At 65.6% G+C, this 21,650-nt stretch carries 24 protein-coding genes; 4 read left to right on the top strand and 20 right to left on the bottom strand.

Annotated features, from left to right (window positions below; all coding sequences use genetic code 11):
- Positions 1 to 6: 6 nt before the first annotated feature.
- From phnN to phnG, 8 genes are read right to left on the bottom strand one after another with little or no spacing between them, the layout of a single operon-like run.
- A complete protein-coding gene (gene phnN, locus MTX19_RS11130; protein WP_280983630.1) occupies positions 7 to 603 on the bottom strand; it encodes a phosphonate metabolism protein/1,5-bisphosphokinase (PRPP-forming) PhnN in 597 nt (198 codons plus the stop codon).
- Positions 600 to 1,754 carry an alpha-D-ribose 1-methylphosphonate 5-triphosphate diphosphatase gene (locus tag MTX19_RS11125; protein WP_280985967.1) on the bottom strand — a complete coding sequence of 385 codons (1,155 nt, stop codon included), beginning with the start codon at positions 1,752 to 1,754 and terminating at the stop codon, positions 600 to 602. The genes phnN and MTX19_RS11125 overlap by 4 nt, the downstream gene beginning before the upstream one ends.
- Positions 1,755 to 1,767: 13 nt before the next feature.
- A complete protein-coding gene (gene phnL / locus MTX19_RS11120) occupies positions 1,768 to 2,466 on the bottom strand; it encodes a phosphonate C-P lyase system protein PhnL (protein ID WP_280983628.1) in 699 nt (232 codons plus the stop codon).
- An 8-nt stretch (positions 2,467 to 2,474) separates the two neighbouring features.
- The gene (gene phnK, locus MTX19_RS11115; protein ID WP_280983627.1) at positions 2,475 to 3,272 is read right to left on the bottom strand and encodes a phosphonate C-P lyase system protein PhnK; all 798 of its coding nucleotides are present in this window, start codon (positions 3,270 to 3,272) and stop codon (positions 2,475 to 2,477) included.
- The gene (locus MTX19_RS11110; protein ID WP_280983626.1) at positions 3,265 to 4,149 is read right to left on the bottom strand and encodes an alpha-D-ribose 1-methylphosphonate 5-phosphate C-P-lyase PhnJ; all 885 of its coding nucleotides are present in this window, start codon (positions 4,147 to 4,149) and stop codon (positions 3,265 to 3,267) included. Before MTX19_RS11110 ends, phnK begins: the two co-directional genes overlap by 8 nt.
- On the bottom strand, positions 4,146 to 5,249 hold the full coding sequence (locus tag MTX19_RS11105) for a carbon-phosphorus lyase complex subunit PhnI (RefSeq protein WP_280983625.1): 1,104 nt from the start codon (positions 5,247 to 5,249) through the stop codon (positions 4,146 to 4,148). Before MTX19_RS11105 ends, MTX19_RS11110 begins: the two co-directional genes overlap by 4 nt.
- A gap of 3 nt (positions 5,250 to 5,252) precedes the next feature.
- Positions 5,253 to 5,861 (bottom strand): phosphonate C-P lyase system protein PhnH, encoded by a 609-nt coding sequence (gene phnH / locus MTX19_RS11100; RefSeq protein ID WP_280983624.1) that lies wholly within the window; start codon positions 5,859 to 5,861, stop codon positions 5,253 to 5,255.
- Positions 5,862 to 5,865: 4 nt separating this feature from the next.
- The gene (phnG, locus tag MTX19_RS11095; protein ID WP_280976507.1) at positions 5,866 to 6,327 is read right to left on the bottom strand and encodes a phosphonate C-P lyase system protein PhnG; all 462 of its coding nucleotides are present in this window, start codon (positions 6,325 to 6,327) and stop codon (positions 5,866 to 5,868) included.
- Positions 6,328 to 6,431: 104 nt separating this feature from the next.
- On the opposite strand from phnG, the gene phnF reads away from it, so the two are divergent.
- A complete protein-coding gene (phnF, locus tag MTX19_RS11090; RefSeq protein ID WP_280983623.1) occupies positions 6,432 to 7,157 on the top strand; it encodes a phosphonate metabolism transcriptional regulator PhnF in 726 nt (241 codons plus the stop codon).
- Positions 7,158 to 7,331: 174 nt separating this feature from the next.
- Here phnF and phnE (MTX19_RS11085) read toward each other — a convergent pair whose 3' ends face one another.
- The 4 genes from phnE (MTX19_RS11085) to phnC all read right to left on the bottom strand — a co-directional run bounded on the left by phnE (MTX19_RS11085) (position 7,332) and on the right by phnC (position 10,968).
- A complete protein-coding gene (gene phnE, locus MTX19_RS11085; RefSeq protein WP_280983622.1) occupies positions 7,332 to 8,180 on the bottom strand; it encodes a phosphonate ABC transporter, permease protein PhnE in 849 nt (282 codons plus the stop codon).
- Positions 8,177 to 9,061, bottom strand: coding sequence for a phosphonate ABC transporter, permease protein PhnE (phnE, locus tag MTX19_RS11080; protein ID WP_280983621.1), 885 nt, complete (start codon positions 9,059 to 9,061; stop codon positions 8,177 to 8,179). The genes phnE (MTX19_RS11085) and phnE (MTX19_RS11080) overlap by 4 nt, the downstream gene beginning before the upstream one ends.
- 82 nt (positions 9,062 to 9,143) lie before the next feature.
- On the bottom strand, positions 9,144 to 10,073 hold the full coding sequence (gene phnD, locus MTX19_RS11075) for a phosphonate ABC transporter substrate-binding protein (protein WP_280983620.1): 930 nt from the start codon (positions 10,071 to 10,073) through the stop codon (positions 9,144 to 9,146).
- A gap of 79 nt (positions 10,074 to 10,152) precedes the next feature.
- Positions 10,153 to 10,968, bottom strand: coding sequence for a phosphonate ABC transporter ATP-binding protein (gene phnC, locus MTX19_RS11070; RefSeq protein WP_280983619.1), 816 nt, complete (start codon positions 10,966 to 10,968; stop codon positions 10,153 to 10,155).
- Between the two features lie 190 nt (positions 10,969 to 11,158).
- Between phnC and MTX19_RS11065 the strand changes: the two genes are divergently transcribed.
- The 3 genes from MTX19_RS11065 to MTX19_RS11055 are packed head-to-tail and all read left to right on the top strand — an operon-like array spanning position 11,159 to position 13,712.
- Complete coding sequence (locus MTX19_RS11065) at positions 11,159 to 11,824, top strand: chloramphenicol acetyltransferase (RefSeq protein WP_280983618.1); 666 nt, start codon at positions 11,159 to 11,161, stop codon at positions 11,822 to 11,824.
- Complete coding sequence (locus tag MTX19_RS11060) at positions 11,821 to 12,993, top strand: alpha-D-ribose 1-methylphosphonate 5-triphosphate diphosphatase (RefSeq protein ID WP_280983617.1); 1,173 nt, start codon at positions 11,821 to 11,823, stop codon at positions 12,991 to 12,993. The genes MTX19_RS11065 and MTX19_RS11060 overlap by 4 nt, the downstream gene beginning before the upstream one ends.
- A 20-nt stretch (positions 12,994 to 13,013) precedes the next feature.
- Positions 13,014 to 13,712 (top strand): DUF1045 domain-containing protein, encoded by a 699-nt coding sequence (locus MTX19_RS11055; protein ID WP_280983616.1) that lies wholly within the window; start codon positions 13,014 to 13,016, stop codon positions 13,710 to 13,712.
- Positions 13,713 to 13,771: 59 nt separating this feature from the next.
- Here MTX19_RS11055 and hemC read toward each other — a convergent pair whose 3' ends face one another.
- The 8 genes from hemC to MTX19_RS11015 all read right to left on the bottom strand — a co-directional run bounded on the left by hemC (position 13,772) and on the right by MTX19_RS11015 (position 21,216).
- Positions 13,772 to 14,755 carry a hydroxymethylbilane synthase gene (gene hemC / locus MTX19_RS11050; protein WP_280983615.1) on the bottom strand — a complete coding sequence of 328 codons (984 nt, stop codon included), beginning with the start codon at positions 14,753 to 14,755 and terminating at the stop codon, positions 13,772 to 13,774.
- 87 nt (positions 14,756 to 14,842) lie between these two features.
- Positions 14,843 to 15,463: a bifunctional nicotinamidase/pyrazinamidase gene (pncA, locus tag MTX19_RS11045; protein ID WP_280984762.1), complete on the bottom strand. Its 621-nt coding sequence runs from the start codon at positions 15,461 to 15,463 to the stop codon at positions 14,843 to 14,845.
- Between the two features lie 7 nt (positions 15,464 to 15,470).
- Complete coding sequence (locus MTX19_RS11040; RefSeq protein ID WP_280983614.1) at positions 15,471 to 16,289, bottom strand: aspartate dehydrogenase; 819 nt, start codon at positions 16,287 to 16,289, stop codon at positions 15,471 to 15,473.
- Positions 16,290 to 16,293: 4 nt separating this feature from the next.
- On the bottom strand, positions 16,294 to 17,718 hold the full coding sequence (locus tag MTX19_RS11035) for a M20/M25/M40 family metallo-hydrolase (RefSeq protein ID WP_280983613.1): 1,425 nt from the start codon (positions 17,716 to 17,718) through the stop codon (positions 16,294 to 16,296).
- 116 nt (positions 17,719 to 17,834) lie between these two features.
- A complete protein-coding gene (locus tag MTX19_RS11030) occupies positions 17,835 to 18,329 on the bottom strand; it encodes a RidA family protein (RefSeq protein WP_280983612.1) in 495 nt (164 codons plus the stop codon).
- A 26-nt stretch (positions 18,330 to 18,355) separates the two neighbouring features.
- Positions 18,356 to 18,757, bottom strand: coding sequence for a cytochrome c (locus tag MTX19_RS11025; protein WP_280985966.1), 402 nt, complete (start codon positions 18,755 to 18,757; stop codon positions 18,356 to 18,358).
- 5 nt (positions 18,758 to 18,762) lie between these two features.
- Positions 18,763 to 20,355, bottom strand: a complete 1,593-nt coding sequence (locus MTX19_RS11020; RefSeq protein WP_280983610.1) for a flavin monoamine oxidase family protein — start codon at positions 20,353 to 20,355, stop codon at positions 18,763 to 18,765.
- 108 nt (positions 20,356 to 20,463) lie between these two features.
- Positions 20,464 to 21,216, bottom strand: coding sequence for a hypothetical protein (locus tag MTX19_RS11015; RefSeq protein ID WP_280983609.1), 753 nt, complete (start codon positions 21,214 to 21,216; stop codon positions 20,464 to 20,466).
- Positions 21,217 to 21,650: the final 434 nt, after the last annotated feature.

Raw genomic sequence — 21,650 nt, 5'->3', positions numbered from 1 at the left:
AGTTGCCTAGCCGTCCCAGCGCTCGTCCTTGATGACGCGGACAAGCTGCCGCGCGTGATATTCGGCGGTACCCGAATTGACGATGGTGAAGTCCGGCGACGCGGTGGTCTCGTCGATCGTGCGCGCCAGCCGTTGCTCCAGCCGTCCGTCGCTGGCGCGTGCCCGCATCGCGAGCCGCGCAGCGAGGACATCCGGCGGCGCGGTGATCAAAACGACCACGACATTGGCATAGTTGCGGCGCGCGGCCGATATCACCGTGCGCGAGACGTTAGCGATCACGGTGCGGCCGGCACGGATCTCATCGTCAATCGCCCGCGACAGCGCATAGCGGTGCCCATGGGCTTCCCAGTGCATGGCATAGTCGCCGCCCGCCACCGCGCGCTGGAAGGCCTCCGCGCTGACCTCCTCGTTGTCTTCCGAAGCCGACGCCTCGCGGGTGATCAGGCGGCGCGGAAACACGATGTTGCGGTCGTCGGCGCAGGCCGTCTTCGCCAATCCCAGCAGCGTGTCCTTGCCGGCACCGCTCGGACCGACCACCAGCACCAGCCGTCCCGGGCCGATCGCGCCGGCACGCGGCTCGGTGAAGGCGGGAGCATTACTCATGCGACCCGCCCCCCTTCGCGCCAGACGCTGCGCACGACCGGCAGGTCGCGCGCGATGTGCACGCGGATCAAATCGGCACGCTTGCCGACCGCGATCTCGCCACGATCGGCGAGGCCGACCGCCTCTGCCGGTGTTTTCGTCACGGTGCGGACGGCGGATGCGAGATCGATCGTCGGCACGCGCTGCGGCAATTGCAGCGCCGCCATCAACAGGCTCGACGGGATATAGTCCGACGACAGAATGTCGAGCATGCCCTCGCGGGCCAGATCGACGGCCGCGATGTTGCCGGAATGCGAACCGCCGCGCACGACGTTCGGCGCTCCCATCAGGATGTCGATGCCGGCGGCGTGCAGCCCACGCGCGGCTTCCATCGTGGTCGGAAACTCCGCGACCGACACCTTGTCGTTGACGGCGTCGGCGACGTTCTCGTCCGTGGTGTCGTCGTGGCTCGCCAGCGGGATCTTGTACTCATGCGCCAGCGCCACGATCGCGCGCATATTGGTCGCGGCATATTCCTTCTGATAGGCGAAGCGCTTTGCGAAGAGCACGTCGAGCTGGGCGTCGGTCATGCCGCCGCCCTTGCCGCGGTAGTAGTCGCGCAGCTTCACCTCGTCGCGGAACTGGCGCTGGCCCGGCGTGTGGTCCATCAGCGACATCAGCCGCACATCCGGGCGATCGATCAGCTCCTTGGCTTCCGCGACCACATCGGGCATCGGGATTTCGCAGCGCAGATGCAGGAAATGGTCGGCGCGCAGCAGGTTCTCCTCGCGCGCCGCCGCGATCGCCTCGGCCAGCAGACCGGCGCGGCCATCGACACCCTCCGCGCCCTCCTCACGCCAGACGCGGAGCGAATCCAGCACCGTGGTGATGCCGGAGGTCGCGAGCTGCCCGTCATAGGAGATCACGGCCGCCACCGGATCCCAGTACACCTTGGGCCGCGGCACGTAGTGCATCTCGAGATGATCGGTGTGCAGCTCGATCATCCCGGGCATGATCAGGTCGCCGCCGGCGTCCTCAGTTGCCTCGGGCGCCCGGCCCTCGCCGTAACAGGCGATCTTGCCGTCGGCGATGGCGACCCAGCCCTGCTCGATCACGCGATCGGCGAGGACGACCCGGGCGTTGCCGATGATGGTGTCTTGCTTGGCAGTCATTTCAAACGGTCCTTCAGGCGGCAGCGGCAAACGAGGTCACGTCGACGATGCGGTCGGCAATCAAATGGCGGATCTCATCGTCATGAACGATCGCGACCATCGCGACGCCCTTTGTCTTCTTTTCGCCGATCAGCTCGACCACCACGGCACGATTCGCGGCATCGAGCGAGGCGGTCGGCTCGTCCAGCAGCAGTATCGGCAAATCCGAGATGAAGCCACGCGCGATGTTGACGCGCTGCTGCTCGCCGCCGGAGAAGGTCGAGGGCGGCAGCGGCCACAGCCGCTCCGGAATGTTGAGCCGGCGCAGCAGGCGGCCGGCACGCTCGCGAGCTTCCTCGCGCGCGACGCCGTTGGCGATCAGAGGTTCGGCGACGACGTCGATCGTCGCCACCCGCGGCACGGCGCGCAGGAACTGGCTGACATAGCCGATGGTCGAGCGGCGGATGCTCAGCACCTGGCGCGGCTCGGCCGTGGCGAGGTCGATCACCGTGCCATGGTGGCGGATGCCGATCCGGCCGCTGTCGCAGCGGTAGTTGCCGAAGATCATCTTCAGGATCGAGGATTTGCCGGCGCCCGAGGGGCCCGACAGCACCACGCATTCGCCCGGCTCGACGTGGAACGACACGCCGCGCACCACAGGCAGTTCGACACCGCCCTGCAGATGCATGGTGAAGGTCTTTTCGGCATTGGCAAGTTCGATCATCGCGGTCATTGGCGGGCTCATGGCGGCAGAATCGAGGAAACGAGCACTTGCGTATAGGGCTCGCGCGGATCGTCGAGCACCTGGTCGGTCAATCCGGTTTCGATGACGCGGCCGCCCTTCATCACCATCACACGGTGCGACAGCAACCGCGCGACGGCGAGATCGTGGGTGACGACGATGGCGGCGAGGCCGAGCTCGCTGACGAGGTTGCGCATCAGGTCGAGCAGGCGTGCCTGCACCGAGACGTCGAGGCCCCCGGTCGGCTCGTCCATGAACACCAGCCGCGGCTCGGTGACGAGATTGCGCGCGATCTGCAGCCGCTGCCGCATGCCGCCCGAATAGGTCTTGGGTGCATCGTCGATACGGCCGACATCGATCTCGACCCGCTCAAGCCAGTTTGACGCGGTGTCGCGGATCCGGCCGTAATGATTCCAGCCGACCGCCATCAGCCGCTCGCCGACATTGGCGCCGGCCGAGACCGCCATGCGCAATCCCTGCGCTGGATCCTGGTGCACGTAACCCCAATCGGTGCGGAACAGAAAGCGCCGCTCGGCTTCGCCGAGGCCGGCAAGATCGCGCAGCACGCCGTCGCGCATCCGGTAGGACACCCGTCCCGCGCTCGGCGCGAGTTGCGCCGACAGAAGCTGCAGCAGGGTCGACTTGCCCGAGCCGGATTCGCCGACGATCGCCAGCACCTCGCCGGCATAGAGCGAGAAGGAGACGTCGCGACAGGCCGCGAGCTGGCCATAGTTCTTGGCAAGCCCTTCGGCGACCAGCAGCGGCTGGTCGTTGTCGAGGCGGGACAGCTCAGACATGCGCCTTCTCCTTGTGCGGCGCTGCGCTCAGCGCGCCGTGATGTCCGGCCTCCTGGCGCTGCTCGCAGAAATCGGTGTCGGAGCAGACGAACATCCGCCCGCCCTTGTCGTCGGTCACGATCTCGTCGAGATAGGAATCGTCGGCGCCGCACAGCGCACACGGCGCATCGAAACGGTAGCGCGTGAACGGGTGATCCTCGAAATCGAGCGAGACCACCGTGGTGTGCGGCGGGATCGCGTAGATGCGCTTCTCGCGGCCAGCGCCGAACAATTGCAGCGCCGGGCAATTGTCCATCTTCGGATTGTCGAATTTCGGCGTCGGCGACGGATCCATCACGTAGCGCGCGTTCACCTTCACCGGATAGGCGTAGGCGGTCGCGATGTGGCCGAACCGCGCGATGTCCTCGTAGAGCTTCACATGCATCAGCCCGTATTCGGCGAGCGCGTGCATGCGCCGCGTCTCGGTCTCGCGCGGCTCGAGGAAGCGCAAGGGCTCCGGGATCGGCACCTGGTAGACCAGCACCTGGCCCGCATGCAGCGGCGCCTCCGGAATGCGATGCCGGGTCTGGATCACGGTCGCATCCGTGGTCGAGGTCGTGGTCGCCACACCCGCGGTCTTGCCGAAGAACTTGCGAATCGAGATCGCATTGGTGGTGTCGTCCGAGCCCTGGTCGATCACCTTCAGCACGTCGTTCGGGCCGAGGATCGCCGCGGTGACCTGCACGCCGCCGGTGCCCCAGCCATAGGGCATCGGCATCTCGCGGCTCGCGAACGGCACCTGATAGCCGGGAATCGCGATCGCCTTCAGGATCGCACGGCGGATCATCCGTTTGGTCTGCTCGTCGAGATAGGCGAAGTTGTAAGTCGGCGCGTTCATTCCGCGGCCTCCTGCATTTCGGGAGCCTCGTTCGCCTCGGCGAATTCCTGCCGCAGCTTGCGCAACAGGCCAAGCTCGGACTGGAAGTCGACGTAATGCGGCAGCTTCAGATGCTCGACGAAGCCGGTCGCCTGCACATTGTCGGAGTGCGACATCACGAACTCCTCGTCCTGCGCCGGCGAGGTCGCCTCCTCGTCGAGCTCGCGCGCGCGAAGAGCGCGATCGACCAGCGCCATCGACATGGTCTTGCGCTCGCTCTGCCCGAAGGCCAGGCCATAGCCGCGGGTAAAGCACGGCGCTTCGGTCGCCGAGCCCTTGAACTGGTTGACCATCTGGCACTCGGTCAGTTCGATCGAACCGAGCGGCACCGCGAAGCCGGCATCCTCGGCGAAGAACTCGACCTCGACATCGCCGAAGCGGATCTCCCCGGCGAAGGGGTGGTTGCGGCCATAGCCGCGCTGCGTCGAATAGCCGAGCGCAAGCAGGAAACCTTCGTCGCCACGCGCCAGGTTCTGCAGCCGCAGGTCGCGGTCGGCCGGAAAGTTCAGCGGCTCGCGCGTGAGGTCGCCGACCGGTGCATCGGCATCCGCCTGCGGCGAGCCTTCGATCAGGCCGTCACGGCCGAGAATGTCGGTCACGCGCGGCGTCGCGGCCTGCGACGCCTCCGCCGTCAGCGGCTGCTCCGGCACGAAACCCTCGGCAAGCTGCGGATCGAGCAGGCGATGGGTGTAGTCGAAGGTCGGCCCCAGGATCTGGCCGCCCGGAATGTCCTTGAAGGTCGAGGAGATGCGACGCCGCACCTGCATCTCGTCGGTATTCACCGGCTCGGTCGCGCCGAAGCGCGGCAGCGTGGCACGGAACGCGCGGACCAGGAAGATCGCCTCGATCATGTCGCCGCGCGCCTGCTTGATCGCCAGCGCCGCGAGCTCACGATCGTAGAGCGAGCCTTCGGTCATGACGCGATCGACGCCGAGCGAGAGCTGTTCGGCGATCTGCGCCAGCGATACCTCCGGCACATCGCGGTCGCCACGCCGTTCATGCGCGAGCAGGCGGTGGGCGTTCTCGATGGCGCGTTCACCTCCCTTGACGGCTACATACATCGCTTACACTCCGCTTGCGACCAACCGCGTGGTGCGGGGGATCGCGACAATGGCATCGTCATGGACCAGCACGACGTCGATGCCGCGCGGGAACAGAGTTTCGTTGATCGCGAGCCGTCCGAACAGGTCGCGCGGCTGGATCATCGCCTGCAGCAGCGCCGTGCCGTCGATGCCCGGCCCCTTCAGCTCAAAGGCCGGCCCCTGCGTCAGGCTGTCCACCTGCAGGATCAGCGCGGTCGAGCGATCCGGATATTCGCTGCTGCCGAACGCGAAGCGATCGAGCGCCGGCAGGCTCGCCGCATCGCCGATCAGCGCGAAACTGGCGACCGTAGAATCCGCAATCACCGGCGCGCTGGTGTGAAACTTCAGCCATCTCGCGACATCCGGCGTCGCCGACATCGCGCCATCGAGCCAAATCGGCGTGTCGTGATCGAACAGCGTCAGCGCAATCGCAGCCGTGCCGCGCATCATGCCGGCGGGCGTCCCCGCCTGCGCCGCGACGCGCTGGACGCTGCCCGGGCGCGCCATTGCGTCCATTACCGAGCGGAACGTCGACTGCGCCGACAACACCTTGTCGGAAAAATCTGCGGGCAATTCGGCAACCGTCGTCATCGTATCATCCTTCGCCGCGCACCATGGTGTAGAAATCGACCCGCGTCGCCGCGGTCTCGGCGGCCTTGCGGCTGCGTTCAGCGTCGACCGCCGCACGCAGCGGCGCGATCACCTTCGCCTCCACCTCGCCGGACAACTCCGCCGATTGCACCATAGCGTCACACAGCGCGATCATCTGCGCCTTTTGTGCATCGCGGCCGAGCGTGTAGCCGAAGCCCACCTCGCCGGTCGCAAGCCGCACTGCGGCGCGCGACACCGTCGCCTCGCCGAGATTGAACGGCGCGCCGTCGCCGCCGACCCGGCCGCGCAGCATCACGAGGCCATTCTCGGGCTCGCGGAGATTTTCATGCGCCGGCACCGCGATCTGCCGCATTCGCTCCGCGATCTCGGCGGCGCCGGAATGCGCCAGCACCGCCATTGCGGCCTTGCGCTGCGCCTCTTTGCTGTTCCGACCGGCCGAACTCATGAGCAACCTTGCCTGACTCAAGTTGTCTACGTTAATAGACAACTTGATAGCGAAGCGCCATGACTGTTTCGTGACAAACTGAAGATTTCTGATATCACGGCGTCATGAGCATGCAGGAAAGTTCCGGCGTCGCCTTGTGGCGGCAGGTCGCCGACGGCATCGAGCGCGGCATCGCTGACGGCCGCTTCGTCGCCGGCGAAAAGCTGCCCGGCGAGATGGAGATCGCGGAGACCTATCGCGTCAACCGCCACACCGTGCGGCGCGCGCTCGCGGCGCTGGCGGAACGCGGCCTGGTGCGCGCCGAGCGCGGCAGCGGCACCTATGTCGAAGCGCAGCGCCTCGCCTATCCCCTGCGCTCACGCACCCGATTTTCCGAGATCGTCGGCGCCGGCGGACACGAGCCGCGCGGCCAGCTGATCGAGGCCCGCGGCGACGTCGCCACCCGCGAGATCGCCCGCGAGCTGGGCCTGAAACTCGGCGCCCCGCTGATCCGGATCGAGTCGGTCCGCCTCGCCGACCGCACGCCGATCTGCGTCTCCACCACCTGGCTGTCGGCCGAACGCTTTCCCGATGCCGGCAACGTGTTCGCCAACGTCCGCTCCATGACGAAACTGCTGGCGCATTACGGCGTCAGGGACTACCGGCGCTCCTTGACCCGGATCACCGGAGCGATCGTCGATGCCACCGATGCCGTGCGGCTCAATCTCGCGCTGGGCCACGCGGTGCTCGTCGTCGATGCCACCGACGTCGACACTGCTGACAAACCGCTGGTCACCAAGCGCTCTCGCTTCGCCGCCGAGCGCGTGGAGTTTCTGGTGGAGAACAGTTGAGTATCCCTCCCTCTCCCCGTTCTTACGGGGTCGAGACGAGCGAAGCTCGCTCTTGGAGGGTCGGGGTGAGGGGCTGCTGCCGCGAACTGGACAGATATGAGTGCGGGGAGCTCCCCTCACCCGGATTGCTTCGCAATCCGACCTCTCCCCGCAAGAGCGGGGCGAGGTGACTTGCTAGGCCACCGCCCTTTGCCCGATGATGGCGAAGCGCAACCTGCTCGAGATGAAGTCGATCGCGGCGACCGCGATCAGGATCATCAGGATCAGGAACGACACCTTCTGCCACTCCAGCACGCGGATCTGCTCGGCGAGCTGCAGGCCGATGCCGCCGGCGCCGACGATGCCGATGATCGTAGCCGAACGAGTGTTGGACTCGATGAAATAGAGCACCTGCCCCGCGATGACCGGCAGCACCTGCGGCAACAGGCCGAAGCGGATTTCATGCAGCGCATTGCCGCCGGAGGCCCTGATGCCCTCGACCTGCTTGCGGTCGGCCGCCTCGATCGCCTCGGAGAACAGCTTTCCGAACGCACCGAAATCCGACACCGCGATCGCCAGCACGCCGGCAAACGGGCCGAGACCAACGACGTTGATCCAGACCAGCGCCCAGATCAGCGTATCGACGCCGCGGATCGAATCCAGGAAGCGACGCACCGGAAAGCGGATCAGGTTCGACGGGATGATGTTGCGTGCCGCCAGCAGGCTGACCGGCAGCGCCATCAACGCCGCAAGCGTGGTGCCAAGCAGCGCAATCGACAGCGTCTCGCCGAGCGCCTGCATGTAGAGCGGCAGCGACGAGCCGGGATTCGGCGGGATCATCATCATGGTGATCCAGCCGAGCTGACCGATCCCGGTAATCAGTTTCGTCGGCGAGAAATCGAGATCGACCAGGCCGAACACGAAGATCGCGAGCGCAGCTACGATCATCGCCGGCGTCGCCAGCCGCGCCGAGGCGGGCCGGTTGAAGACATCGGGATATTTCGCCCGCAGTTCGCCCGTATCCGGCTTCGGCAGCTGGCTCACCGGCGCGTCTCCTTGCCGAACAGCCGGCCGCGCAGCCAACCGGTCGAGATGTCGATGATGAAGACCGTGACGATGATCATCACGAGGATGGCGCTGACGTCGGAATAATAGAACTTGCGGATCGCGACCACGAGCTCCTGACCGATGCCGCCGGCGCCGACGAAGCCCATGACCGAGGCCTCGCGGACGTTGATCTCGAACCGCAGCAGCGCATAGCTGGCATAACCCGCCGCGACCTGGGGCAGCACGGCGAAGCGCATGCAGGACAGCCAGCTCGCGCCGGTGGAGCGAATGCCTTCGACCGGCTTCATGTCCGCGTTCTCGACGATCTCGGCGAACAATTTGCCGAGCGCGCCGGTGGAGTGAATCGCGATCGCCAGCACGCCGGCCATCGGTCCGAGGCCGAAGGCAATCACGAAGATCAGCGCGAACACGATGCCGGGCACCGTGCGGGCGAACTCCAGCAGGCGGCACACCGTGAAGCGGAGCCATGGCGACGGCGAGGTGTTCTGGGCGGCGAAGAAATTCAGCGCGAAGGCGAGCACGGCGCCGATCAGCGTGCCGACATAGCTGATCAGGAGCGTCTCGCCGAGCAACCGCAACCATTTCTTCCAGCCCCAGAACCACTCGGCCGGATTGGTCCAGACCCGTCCACCTGAATCGAGGGTGAGGATGCGATCGAAATAGCTGACGAAGTTGCCGAAATAGGCGAACAGCGTGCGCAGATTCACTTCCGCGCCGAGCGCTGCGATCAGAAGCGCCGCGCAAAAGACGGCGATCGCCAGCGTCGCCTTCAGCCGCTTGCGCGCGACCGCCTTGCGATAGGCGTCATTCAGCGCCGCCAGTTGCTGGGCTGGAAGGATGGATACGGCGGTCGCCATCGACGCGGGGCCCATCTGCTCGAGAAGTTAGACGGAGAAAGGGCCGGGTCATGGAACCCGGCCCAATTCAATGCGTGCGCGATCAGGACGCCTTCTTGCGCAGATTGTCCACGAACTTGATCAGCTCGATGGTCTTGTCGTAGTCGGCGTTGGTGATCGGCTGCCACGGACGGTTCTTGCCGTCGGACAGCTTCTTGAAGGCCTCCGGATCCTTCGTCGCCGCATCCAGGAACGCCTGCTTGATCGCGGCCTTCATGTCGTCGGGCAGGTCGCGGAGATAGGCATAGGGCGAGTTGATGATGAGGTCGGACTTCGAGATGATGCGGAAGTCCTCCTTCTTCAACGGCGTGCCGTCGCTCGACTTCACCATGTTCTTGTTGAGCATGCGAGTGAGGTTGGAGTCGTCGTCGGCGTTCCACCAGTTGGCGGCAACGTCGACGGTGCCCTGCGCGAGCGCCAGCACGGCGTTCTCGTGGCTGCCGGTGAAGATCACCTTGGAGAAGAAGCTGTCCGGATCGATGCCCATCTGGTTCAGCTTGAAGCGCGGCATGTTGTTGCCGGAGGTCGAGTTGGGATCGACCAGGCCGAGATTCTTGCCCTTGAGGTCTTCGACCTTCTGGTACGGGCTCTTGGCGAGCACGTAGAACACCGAATAGTAGCCCTTGGAGCCGTCGGCATTGACGTCGATCACGAAGGCGTCGGTCTTGACGCCGGTGAGAAGGGCGCGCGAGAACGATGCCGGACCGTAATAGCCGATCTGAATGTTGCCGGCGCGCTGGCCCTCGATCACGGCCGCGTAGTCGTTGGCGACGCGCAGGTTCACCTTGATGCCGAGCTCCTTCGACAAGTAGCTGATAAGCGGCCCGAAGCGCTCGGTGACGCCGGAACCGTTCTCGGCCGGGATCACGGCGAAGGTGATCTCCGGATATTTCGTCTTCCAGTCCGAGGCCGAAGCCGAGCCGGCGAACGCCAGCGAGGCAGCGCCGGCCAAAACGGTACGACGAGTGATCATGATAAACCCCCTTGTTGTGGTTACGCCTGTTTGGCCGGGCGAAATGCCCGTCCATCCTGATCGGAAAAATGCGCGCCGCTCAGGCCGCAGCTGCGGTGCCGAGCGCCGGAACGTTTGTACCCTCGGGCACGGACAACGGCGCCGCGCCGATGACGTCATTGGCCTCGAGGTCGTAGAGCTCTCGGGCGATGTGGTCGGTCAGCATCGATGGTTGACCGTCGAACACCACGCGGCCGGCCGCCATGCCGATCAGGCGGTCGCAATAGGTGCGCGCCAGATCGAGCGAATGCAGGTTGCAGAGCACGGTGATGCCGAAATGCTTGTTGATGCGCAGCAGCGCGTCCATCACGATCTTGGTATTGCGCGGATCGAGCGACGCGATCGGCTCGTCGGCCAGGATGATGTCGGGTTCCTGCACCAGCGCGCGGGCGATCGCGACGCGCTGCTGCTGGCCGCCGGAGAGCTGGTCGGCGCGCTGCGCGGCGAGTTGCGCAATGTCGAACTGCTCGAGCGCGGACATCGCAAGCGCCCGGTCGTGCTCCGGCCACATCTGCGCCAGCGAGCGCCACGACGGGATTTCGGCAAGCCGCCCCATCAGCACGTTGGTCAGAACATCGAGCCTGCCGACGAGATTGAATTGCTGAAAGATCATCGCCGAGCGCGCGCGCCACTGCCGCAGCGCCTTGCCGCGCAGCGCGGTGACGTCGGTGCCTTCGAACAGGATACGGCCGGAGGTCGGGGCGGCGAGGCGGTTGATCATCCGCAGCAGCGTCGACTTGCCGGCACCGGAGCGGCCGATCACGCCGACGAAGCTGCCCGGCGCAATCGAGAACGACGCGTTATCGACCGCGGCTTTTGCGCCGAAACGGCACGTCAGACCTTCCACCAACAGCATGCAATGCTCCACCCGCGTCTCGATGGGGCCATCGCTATCCCCGCTGTCTTACAGTTATGTGACGATGCTGCTGCGGTGCGGCGATCGTCCACACCACCTCTCTTGCCGCCATCGCAACGTCATGATCTTGTCATCAAGCACCGTGAAGACGAGCGCATCTCCCCGGAAGCCATGATTTGCGGAGGCCCCGATGCCCGGAAAGAAACTCTCGGTCGTACCGACGATCGATCCCAGTGCGTCGGTGCGCGAGAGCAAGCTCGGCACCTATACCGAGGTCGGCGCGCGCACGATCCTGCTCGAAGTGAGCATGGACGACTACTCTTACGTCGTGAATGACAGCCAGATCACCTATACGACGATCGGAAAGCTCTGCTCGATCGCAGCAATGACCCGGATCAATCCCGGGAATCATCCGATGCATCGCGCCACGCAAGCGCATTTCACCTACCGCGCCAGCGCCTATTTTCCCGGAGAGAGCGACGACACCGACTTCTTCAGCTGGCGACGTGCGCATCACGTGCATATCGGCCATGACGTTTGGATCGGTCACGGTGCGATCATATTACCGGGCCGGAACATCGGCACCGGCGCCGTCGTCGCCGCCGGCGCGATCGTCACCAAGGACGTGCCTGCCTACACGATCGTTGCCAGCAATCCGGCGCGGCCAATCAAGCCGCGTTTCTCCGCGGCAATCGCGAATCGTCTCATCGCACTGGCGTGGTGGGACTGGGACCATGAGACGCTCCGCCGCGCCCTGCCCGATTTTCGCAAGCTTCCGGTGGAAGGTTTCCTCGACAAGTACGAAGCTGAGAGCGCTTCCGAATTACAGGAAAACCAGCGGAGTGCCGCATCGTGACCGACATTTTCATCGAAGGCGGCCGCGCGCTGATCGACGGGGCGTTCGTCGAGACATCGCTTCGAACCACGGGACGCGACATCGCGTCGCTCGACGCCGAGCAGGGCCGCGCGGCCCTTCATCTTGACGCCAACGGGCTGTTGGTGCTGCCCGGCATCGTCGACCTGCACGGCGATGCCTTCGAGCGGCAGATGATGCCGCGCCCCGGCGTCGACTTCCCGACCGACGTCGCGCTTGTCGACAGCGACCGGCAGGCGATCGCCAACGGCATCACCACCGTGTTCCACGGCGCGACCTGGTCGTGGGAGCCCGGCCTGCGCAGCGCCGACAATGCGCGGAAACTGCTCGATACGATCGAGGCCTTGCGGCCGCAGCTTGCCGCCGATACACGCTTCCACCTGCGCCACGAGACCCACAATCTCGATGCCGAGGCCGAGATCACGCAATGGCTCGCCGAGGGCCGCATCGATCTGTTCGCCTTCAACGATCACAGCAACGTCAAGCCGAACAAGCGCAACCAGCTCGCCGAGCGCTCTGGGCTCTCGGTCGAGGCGATCAACGAGATGCTCGACCGGATCGTCGCCCGCCGCCCCGACGTACCCGCCTCGATCGCGCGTCTGGCCGCCGCGGCGCGCGCCGCCGGCATCCGCATGCTCTCACATGACGACAGCAGCCCCGCCATGCGCCAGGAGTTTCGTGCACGGGGCGCCGCGATCGCCGAATTCCCGATCAACGAGGAGACCGCGCGCGACGCAGCCGCAGCCGGTGACTTCATCGTGTTCGGCGCCCCGAATGTGGTGCGCGGCGGCAGCCACACCGGCTGGACCAAGGCATCCGACATGATCGCGAAGGGCCTCTGCTCGGTGCTGGCATCGGACTACTATTATCCAGCGCAGTTGCTCGCAGCGTTCCGCCTGGTGGCCGACGGCACCCTGCCACTCGCCAAGGCCTGGGACCTGATCTCCTCGGCGCCGGCGCGCGCCGCGGGGCTCGATGATCGCGGCGTGCTGGCCACGGGCCGCCGCGCCGACATCGTCATCGTCGACGACAAGGTGCCGCTGCGGCCACGCATCGTCGCAGTGATTGCCGCCGGACGATTGGTGCATCTAGCTGATGCAAGCTGCCTCGTTCATTCGCTCGCGCCGCGCAAGACGGTTGCGGCGGCGTAACCCCAATCTATTCTGCTGCCATGGCCAATCATCCGCGCTACGCAATCTACTATGCGCCGTCACCGGACAGCCCGCTGCACCGCTTCGGCGCGACGCTGCTCGGCTACGATGCCGCATCGGGCGACGACCTGCCCTTCCCCAATGGTGTCACACCCGACTGGCACGAGGTAACGCAGGACCCGCGCAAATATGGGTTTCACGCCACGCTGAAGGCGCCGTTCACGCTCGCCGACGGCAAGCGCGAGGGCGACCTCATTGAGGCCAGCGCCGCCTTCGCCGGCCGCGCGCGACGCATTCCGGTGATCGAGCCGGTCGTCGACGCGATCAGCGGCTTCATCGCCGTGATTCCGGCGCAGCGTTCCGACGATCTTCAACAGCTTGCCACCGACTGCGTCACCGATTTCGACGCCTTCCGCGCGCCGCTGACGCCGGAAGATCGCGCCCACCGCAAGCCCGAGAAGCTCTCGGCGCGGCAATGCGAGCATCTCGACCGCTGGGGCTACCCTTACGTCATGGAGGAGTTCCGCTTCCACATGACGCTGACGGGGCGGTTGAGCGACGAGCGACGCGGCCCGATCATGGCCTGGCTGCGCGAGCGATTCGCGACGCTCGGTCTCACGACGCTTGTGATCGACCGCCTGGCGCTGTTCAAGCAGGACGACGCCGCATCGCGCTTCCGGATCATCGCAAGCTGGCCGCTGCGCTCTGATCGAGATTGATCACACGGCAACTCTCGTCGTCCGGGCTCGCGCGACGCTTGCCGGAGACGAGGGAACGCCTATTCTTTCGGCCGGGTGCGCGCGATGATCTCGGCGGCGCCCTTCTCCAGCAGCTCCATCCCGACGGCACGGCCGAGCTCGCGCGGACGGCTCGCCGGGCCGCGGCGCGTCGCTTCGATGAAGCGGCCGGCTTCGTCGAGCACCGACGCCCGCAGCGTCATCTCGGCGCCGGCGAGCGTCGCGTGACCGGCGATCGGCGAATTGCAGTGACCGTTGAGCACCCACAGCACCTCGCGCTCGGCCTCGGCGCTGAGCCGCGACTGGACGTTGTCGATTGTCGCGAGCCGCGACCGCGTCGCCCAGTCGGTTTCGACACATTCGACCGTGACGATGCCCTGCCCCACCGCCGGCAGCATTTCATCGACGGAAAAATCATGCGCGATGCGCGCGGCCATGCCGATGCGCTCGAGGCCGGCGCGCGCCATCACCAGCGCATCCGCCGGCCCCACCGCGCCGCCATCCGGCAAGCGCTGCTTGTCGCCGCGATCGAGCTTGGCGATCCGCGTATCGGCGGCTCCGCGGAAATGGATCACGGTCGCTTCGGGGAACAACCGGCGCAGATAGGCGGCGCGCCGCACCGCGTTGGTGCCGATCATGAACCCCTTGCCGCGCGCGGCGCGGAGGGTCTCGAGCGACAGTCCCGGCCGCAGCACAAGCGAATCGTTGGCGGCATCCCGCGCCAGCATCGCGGCGAGAACCAGGCCCGGCGTCTCCTCGTTGCCCGGCACGTCCTTCAGCGAATGCATCGCGGCCTGCAGCGTGCCGGCGCGCATCGCTTCCCGGATCTCGGCGACGAAGGCGCCGCCCTTGCCACCATGTTGCAACAGCTTGCTGGTCTGATCCTGGTCGCCGCGGGTCTCGAACTTGACGACTTCGACGGCCAGATCCGGCACGGCGGCGCGCAGCAGGCGTGCGACATCGTCCGTCTGCGCCAGCGCCATCGCGCTCTTGCGCGTTCCGATCCGTAAAGCCTGTCCCGACACGGGATCTCCGTTGCAAATGACCGTCAGTGGCTGGGATTAAAGCAAAAGACCAGTCAAAACAACGGTTTTTGCCCCGAAGAGACACGCTCAGGCGATGTCATCGACCAGCACGACGCCGGCCGCAAGCATGGCCGCCGTGGCGGCCGCGAGCGAGCCCGCAAGATCGATGGCGCGGCAGCCCGACAGCACGACCGTGGCCTCGAAGCCGAGCCGCCGCGCATCCAGCGCCGAATAATGCACGCAGTAGTCCGTCGCGAGCCCCGCCATGACGATCCGCGTCAGGCCGCGCTCGCGCAGATAGCCGGCGAGCCCGGTCGGCGTGGTCCGGTCGTTCTCGAAGAACGCCGAATAGGAATCGATCGCCGCGCGGAAGCCCTTGCGGACCACAAGCTCGGCCCTGTCGGTGGCGAGCTGCGGATGGAAGGCGGCGCCCGGCGTGCCCTGGACGCAATGGTCCGGCCACAGCGTTTGCGGACCGTAGGGCATGGTCACGGAGGAGAACGGCGCCGCGCCGGGATGCGATGACGCAAAGGAGCTATGACCCGCCGGATGCCAGTCCTGGGTCAGCACCACATGGTCGAACCGCTCGGCGAGCCGATTGACGACGGGCACCACGGCATCGCCATCCGCGACCGCCAGCGCGCCACCGGGGCAGAAATCGTTCTGCACATCGATAACGAGAAGGAGATCGTCGGGCCGGATTGTCATCGTCACCTCACGTTCCAATCCGAAGCGGCGCGCGCAGCTTGCGCAGGCAGGCGATCACCGACAGCGCGGTGATGCGGCCGGTCTTCGGGTTCTCCGACGGGATGTTCTCGATCATCATCGAGAACCGCGCGGAATCGGAATCGACCTCGATGCGGTGGGTGTTGCGCGTCACCGTCGGGTCCGCCCAGATCTCGACCCGGGTGCGATCCGGGCCGATCCCGGCGAGCGACAGCGCCACCGCGACATTGAGATTGGCCGGAAAACCCTTCGCGGCCTCGCGCGCGCTGCCCTCGAACACCCGCAGCGGCTCGGCGATGCCTTCGATCCGGATGTCGTTCTCGACCAGATGTGGCGCGCCGAGCAGGCCCGCGACCGGCTTGCGTGTCACGATCCTCACCGAATGGATGGTTCCGATGGCCGCGGCGGTCACGGCGTCGAGCCCGATCAGCGCGCCGGTCGGCACGATGATCTGGCCGCCATGCGCGGCGGCAAGGCCGATCAGATCTTCGTTCTGCAGCAGCGCGCCGACGCTCAGCACCACGGCGGTCTTGCCGCGCTCGACCACCGGCGCCACGATCGAGCGCACCAGCTTGCTCGGCGCACATTCAACGACGATGTCGGCAACATCGGCGAGATCGGCGATCGGCAGCACCTTCGGCTGCGTCTTCAGTTCGGCAAGCCACGCGCGATGCTTCGCAGGATCCTGCGACGACACCGCCGCAAGCGCCAGCCCGTCGATACCCCGATCGAGCGCCTTGACGACGTCGGCCCCGATCGCGCCGAGGCCGGCCACCGCCACGCGGGTCCTGGTTCTGGAATCTGCCATTGCGTTACGACTTGCCTCCGGCGAGCATCTTGACCAGGCGATAGAGATAATCCTCGCCCTCGTAGAACGACTTTACGAGCACACGCTCGTCCTTGCCATGATTCCTGTTGTCTTTGATATCGGCGGCAAGCCCGGAATGGCCGTAGGTCGGGATCCCGGCATTACGCAGATAGCTGCCGTCCGTCGCGCCGGTGCTCATGACGGGGATGATCGCGGCATCCGGCCAGAACTCTTTCGACAGCTTGTCGATCGCCCCCATGACCTCCTCGTTCGGCGGCGACGGCGGGCTGAGCACCGCCTTGCCGGTCGGCGCCACCGCGATCTGCCTGTCATCGAGCACACGCTCGAGCGTCGCCTGCACGCCCTCGACCGGCTCACCTGGCATGATCCGGCAATTCACCTTGGCGGTCGCCAGCTGCGGCAGCGCGTTGATGGCATGGCCGCCTTGCAGCATGGTCGCGACGCAGGTGGTGCGGAGCTGCGCGTTGTAGCCGACATTCTCCGACAAACGCGCCAACGCCGCGGGATCGGGTTGCGGCGCCAGCACGGCCCGGATGTCATCCGCGGTCTGCTTGGTGTCCAGCTCCGCCATCCGCGTGAAATAAAGCCGCGTCGTCTCGTTGAAATTCGGCGGGAAGCTGAAATTGGAGAGCCTGACGAGCCCTGCCGCGAGACGATAGATCGCGTTGTCCTTGCGCGGCAATGAGCTGTGGCCGCCGCGATCCTTGACCGTGAGCTGATAGCCGATCGAGACCTTCTCGCTGGTCTGCACGGTGTTGCGGATCGCCTTGCCGTCCTTCAGGCCGACGCCGCCGCCTTCATTCAGCGCGAATTCGGCATCGATCAGGTCGCGGTGGTTCTTGATCAGCCACTGCATGCCCAGACCGTTGGCATCGAGGATCTCCTCATCGGTCTCCAGCGCCACGATGATGTCGCGGTCGGGCTTGTAGCCCTCCTTCTTGTAGCGGATCAGATTGGTGATGAAGGCGGAGGCCATGTACTTGTCGTCGCTGCTGCCGCGCCCGTAGAAATAGCCGTCCTGCTCGGTGAGCTTGAACGGATCGACCGACCAGTCCTCGCGGTTGGCGGGGACCACGTCGAGATGGGCGACGAGCAGGATCGGCTTGCGCGCACCGGAACCGTGCAGCCGCGCCACCAGATTGCCCTTGTGCGGCGCCGGCGAGAACACGTGCACGTCACTCTCGGGGAAGCCCGCCGCACGCAGCCGTGCGCCCATCGCCTCGGCCGCCTTCTGCGTATCGCCGGTCGCGGTGGTCGTATTGATCTCGACCAGCTCCTGGTAGATGCCGCGGGCGAACTGCTGCTGCTCGGTCAACCCTTGCGCCGCCGCGCCGGTTGCCAGCAGCGCCGAACCGAGGGCGGCCGACAACAGGAGCGATCGACTTGTTGTTTTGGCCTTGTGCGACATCGTGCTCTCCCGGAATTCCACAGCCTCACCGGCCGAATTCAGACAGGCGACACCTGCTTTGGCAAGACGCCGAGCCATTCAATTTGCGCGCGCATGCCACCGCTGTTTCGCGTGCATTACTTCGCAGCCGTATCCTTGGCCGCGACCACCTCGATCTCGACCAGGAAGCCGGGATTGGCGAGCGCGGCAACGCCGACCACGGAGCGTGCCGGCAGGTTCGGCTGGCTGCCGCCGAAGAACTGCGTGTAGCCTTCCATGAAGGCCTTGAAGTCCATCGGCGCCGACGGAGTGTGAACCAGGAACGCCTGCATCTTGACGACATCGCCCATGCCAAGCCCCTGGCCTTCGAGGATGCCCTTGATGCGATTGAGCACGCCGACGGTCTGGGTCTTGGTATCGCCATAGGCCTGCGGGGTCGCCGGATCGGCATCCTTGTTGACCACCGGCGGCACCTGGCCGCTGACATAGACGGTCGTGGCATTGCCGGTGACCGTGACAGACTGTGCAATCGGGAATGTCGAGTTCGGAATTGGATGCCTGATCACATCGGCAGAGGCTGCGGTCGCCACGGCCGACAATGCGGCGACCAGCACGATAGCGGCGAATTTCATCAGTCTCCCCCGAATCTGTCGCGTGGTTAGCGGCGGGCGTCCTGAACGTCCTTGGCCGTCACCACGTCCTGAAAGTTGTTGCCGAAATGCGTCCGCACATAATTCACAACGGCGGCGACCTGACCATCGGTCATCATGTCGCCGAATGCCGGCATGCCGCGGCGGCCGTTGAGGATGAGGAAGACCGGGTAGCTGCCGGTTTCGAGATTCTTGTTGCCGGCCAGCGAGGGATAGCTCCCGGCGCCGATCGCCCCCATAGCATCCGGCATGTGGCAACCTTGACACACATTGGCGAACAATTCCTCGCCGGTCATCTCCACGAAGCGATAGCCGGAAGAGAAGGTGCGCGGGTTCGCGGCGCTGTCCTGCCCGATGGCCGCAGTGGCCGACAGCAATGTCAGCGCGGCAACCGCCGATGTCCTTGCCAACCTCATCACGTCTTCACCACGCGTTCGTGCAGCCGCGTGACGGCGTCGAGCGAGGACAGGATCGCGCCCTCCTGCCATGCCGGCAGGTCGGACGCATGCTCGCCCGCCAGCAGGATGCGGCCGTCGATCTGACAGAGGTTGCGATAATGCTGCGCGCGTCCGGCGTCGCTCCATTCGCCGCTGCAGCCGAGCGTGAAGGGCACGCGATGCCAGGCCACCGCAATGCCGGTTTCGAACTCGTCCTTGTACTGTGGATGGATTATGGCGCCGAACTCGACCGCACTCTTGACCCGCTCGGCGGGCGTCATCGCGGTGAACTCGTAGGAATTGGCACCCTCGAACAGATAGCCGCCGAGCAGGATGCCGCGGCCGTTGCGGTTGAAGCCATAGTTCGGATAGGCGATCTGCCGGATCGGCAGGTCGGTGAAGCTGATGCCGCCATAGATCGCCTCGTCCTCCTCCCAGAAGCGGCGCTTGAACTGCAGCCCGATCTTCACCGAGGCAGCATAAGGCAGCGCATCGATCGCGTTTTTCATCGGTGTGCCGACATCGATCGGCAACTGGCTCAGGATCGACAGCGGGATGGTGCAGATGCACCAGTCGGCGATCGCCTGCTGCACGGCGGACGGGTTGGCCGTATCGACATAGCTCACGGTGACGCCGGTGCCGTTCTGCTGGACCTGGGTCACCTTGGCGTTGTAGCGAATGAGATCGCCGACTTCGCGCGCGAAGGCCTTGCCGATCATGTCCATGCCGCCGACCGGCTGAAACATCGTGGTCTGGAAATTGTAGCGCGCAAAGGCCTGCAGATAGCGCCACAGCCGCGAGCGCAGGATGTCCGACAGCGAGATCGGGTCGCTCGGCAGCGGATCGGCCGTAAGCCCGCCGCCGGGATCGCGCGCATAGCCGCGGAATGCCGCGGAGTCGAGACTGGCGCTGTACTTGTAGTCGCGATCGAGCGCGCCCCAGGCCCGCAGCGACTGCAGCAGGATCTCCTGGTCTTCCTTGGTCACGGTCTCGTCGAGCTTGCCTTGTTGCGTGACCTTGGCAAGCAGCTCCGACACCCGGCCCTGGAAATCCGCCTTGATGCTGCGGATGCGTTGCGGCCTGCCGTTGAATGCACGCGTCGCGTGCAGATACGCATTGTGATTGAGCTGGATGAAAGGCTCCAGCGCCACGTTGAGCCGTCGACAGTAATCGAGCAGCGCGCGGTGGTGATAGGGAATCCGCCACGGACCGGGATTGATGTACAAGCCTTGCTCGAACTCGCATGTCTGCCTGAAACCGCCGAGCTCGACAAAGCTGTCGCCGCCGCGGATCGTCCAGTTGCGGCCGCCAGGGCGGCTGTTGAATTCGAGGATCTGGACCTTGTAGCCGGCCTTGCGCAGCTCCAGCGCCGCCGTCATGCCCGCAAGCCCCGCGCCGAGTATCAGCACGGATGCCCCTTTCGGGTTACCTTCGAGCTTGAGCGGGCCCTTGTAGGCGGACTCCGACGCGAAGCCGAGGCTCGTCATCGCCTGATACATCACCGAACTGCCGGCGATGGTGCCGATCAGCGCGAGCAAATCGCGCCGCTTGATCACAGATCCGTTCTGCACCGGCGCTCACCCAGCCGCATTGATCGTTTGAGAAAGGAAACGGTTGATGCGACCGGTGTCAAGAAAGGGCGCACCCTTGCGCGCGCACCCACACGCGCTTTTGATGGGTCAGACCACGCGTTCGAGATGCACGCGACGGCAATCCATTTCGTAGTCGAGCCCGACCACCGGCGGCCGATTGAAATGCCAGGTGAGGCCGTTGCGGAATACGCCGCGGCGGCCGAGCTCGCTTTCGAGGATCGGATAAGCATCATGCACCGTGTAGAGTTGCACTGCGGTGGTGTCCTTCCAGGTGGCGCCGAATGCGCTCATCCGGCGCTCCATCTCATCCAGCACCCATTTTGCCTTGGCGAGCATGCCGGCCGGGCTGGTGTCGCCGGGCGCGACGATATAGTCGCGATAGTTGCCCTTGCCCTCGACCGACTCGCCGCTGCCGGCGACGACGAAGCTCGCCGGCGCGTCCTTCGGTGCCGGCACCGTGTACGAGAAGGCGTGGAAGCACGGCTCCTTCGGCGGATCGATTTTCGGACAGACATTGCTGCGCGCCACCGGATTGACGCCGTCCCGCATCACGCCCCATTCGATCAGGGTCTTGATGTAGATGTCGTTGAACGCCTTGAAGCCCTCCTCGGTGAACGGGGCCGGCGAGCGCAGCTCGCAGGCACCGAAGGCCGTGAGCGGACGCCCCGCCGCTTTCAGAATGTCCGCGATCCCAGCGAAGCCTGCCGCCAGCGGCACCGGCGCGCTGAACCTGACGCGCTCGATGGCAAAGCCGGGAAGCGCGCCGATGCCGCAGGAATACTGGCTGACGCCGGGCATGAAACGATAGCCGCTGTCGGGAGCCTCAAGGGTGCTGGTCATGTCGCCTCTTGACGTGAACGTGGTGAATGCAGTCGTTGCGATGACGTCCAGCACCGGAGGATACTCTCGAACAGCGCGATGTCATCACAGCTGTTGTCCCGGCGAAGGCCAAAGGCAATATCGCGCCCCATCCACCGCCGTCGTCGTGGCGAAAGCCAGGGGCCCCATAACCACCGCATTTAATTGTAGACTGGAACGTGGCCCCAGCGTCGCGCAACAATGAGCATCTGGGGTAATGGGTCCTGGCTTTCGCCAGGACGACATCGAGTTTGTTGCGCCGTTTGTGAGTCATACGTTCGCATTCTCGCGACGCGGTGCGCCCGAGGTTTGGTGCAATTCTCGCCGCTCTGAAGATCAGAGGGCGCAGGGAAAGCCGGGTGCCGATCGCACCCATGGGCCCGGTGCAACAAAAAAGCACCGGGGTAGGACCACAG

The organism is Bradyrhizobium sp. ISRA464, from assembly GCF_029910095.1.
GTDB lineage: Bacteria > Pseudomonadota > Alphaproteobacteria > Rhizobiales > Xanthobacteraceae > Bradyrhizobium.
This window is presented reverse-complemented; position numbering and strand designations above follow the sequence as displayed.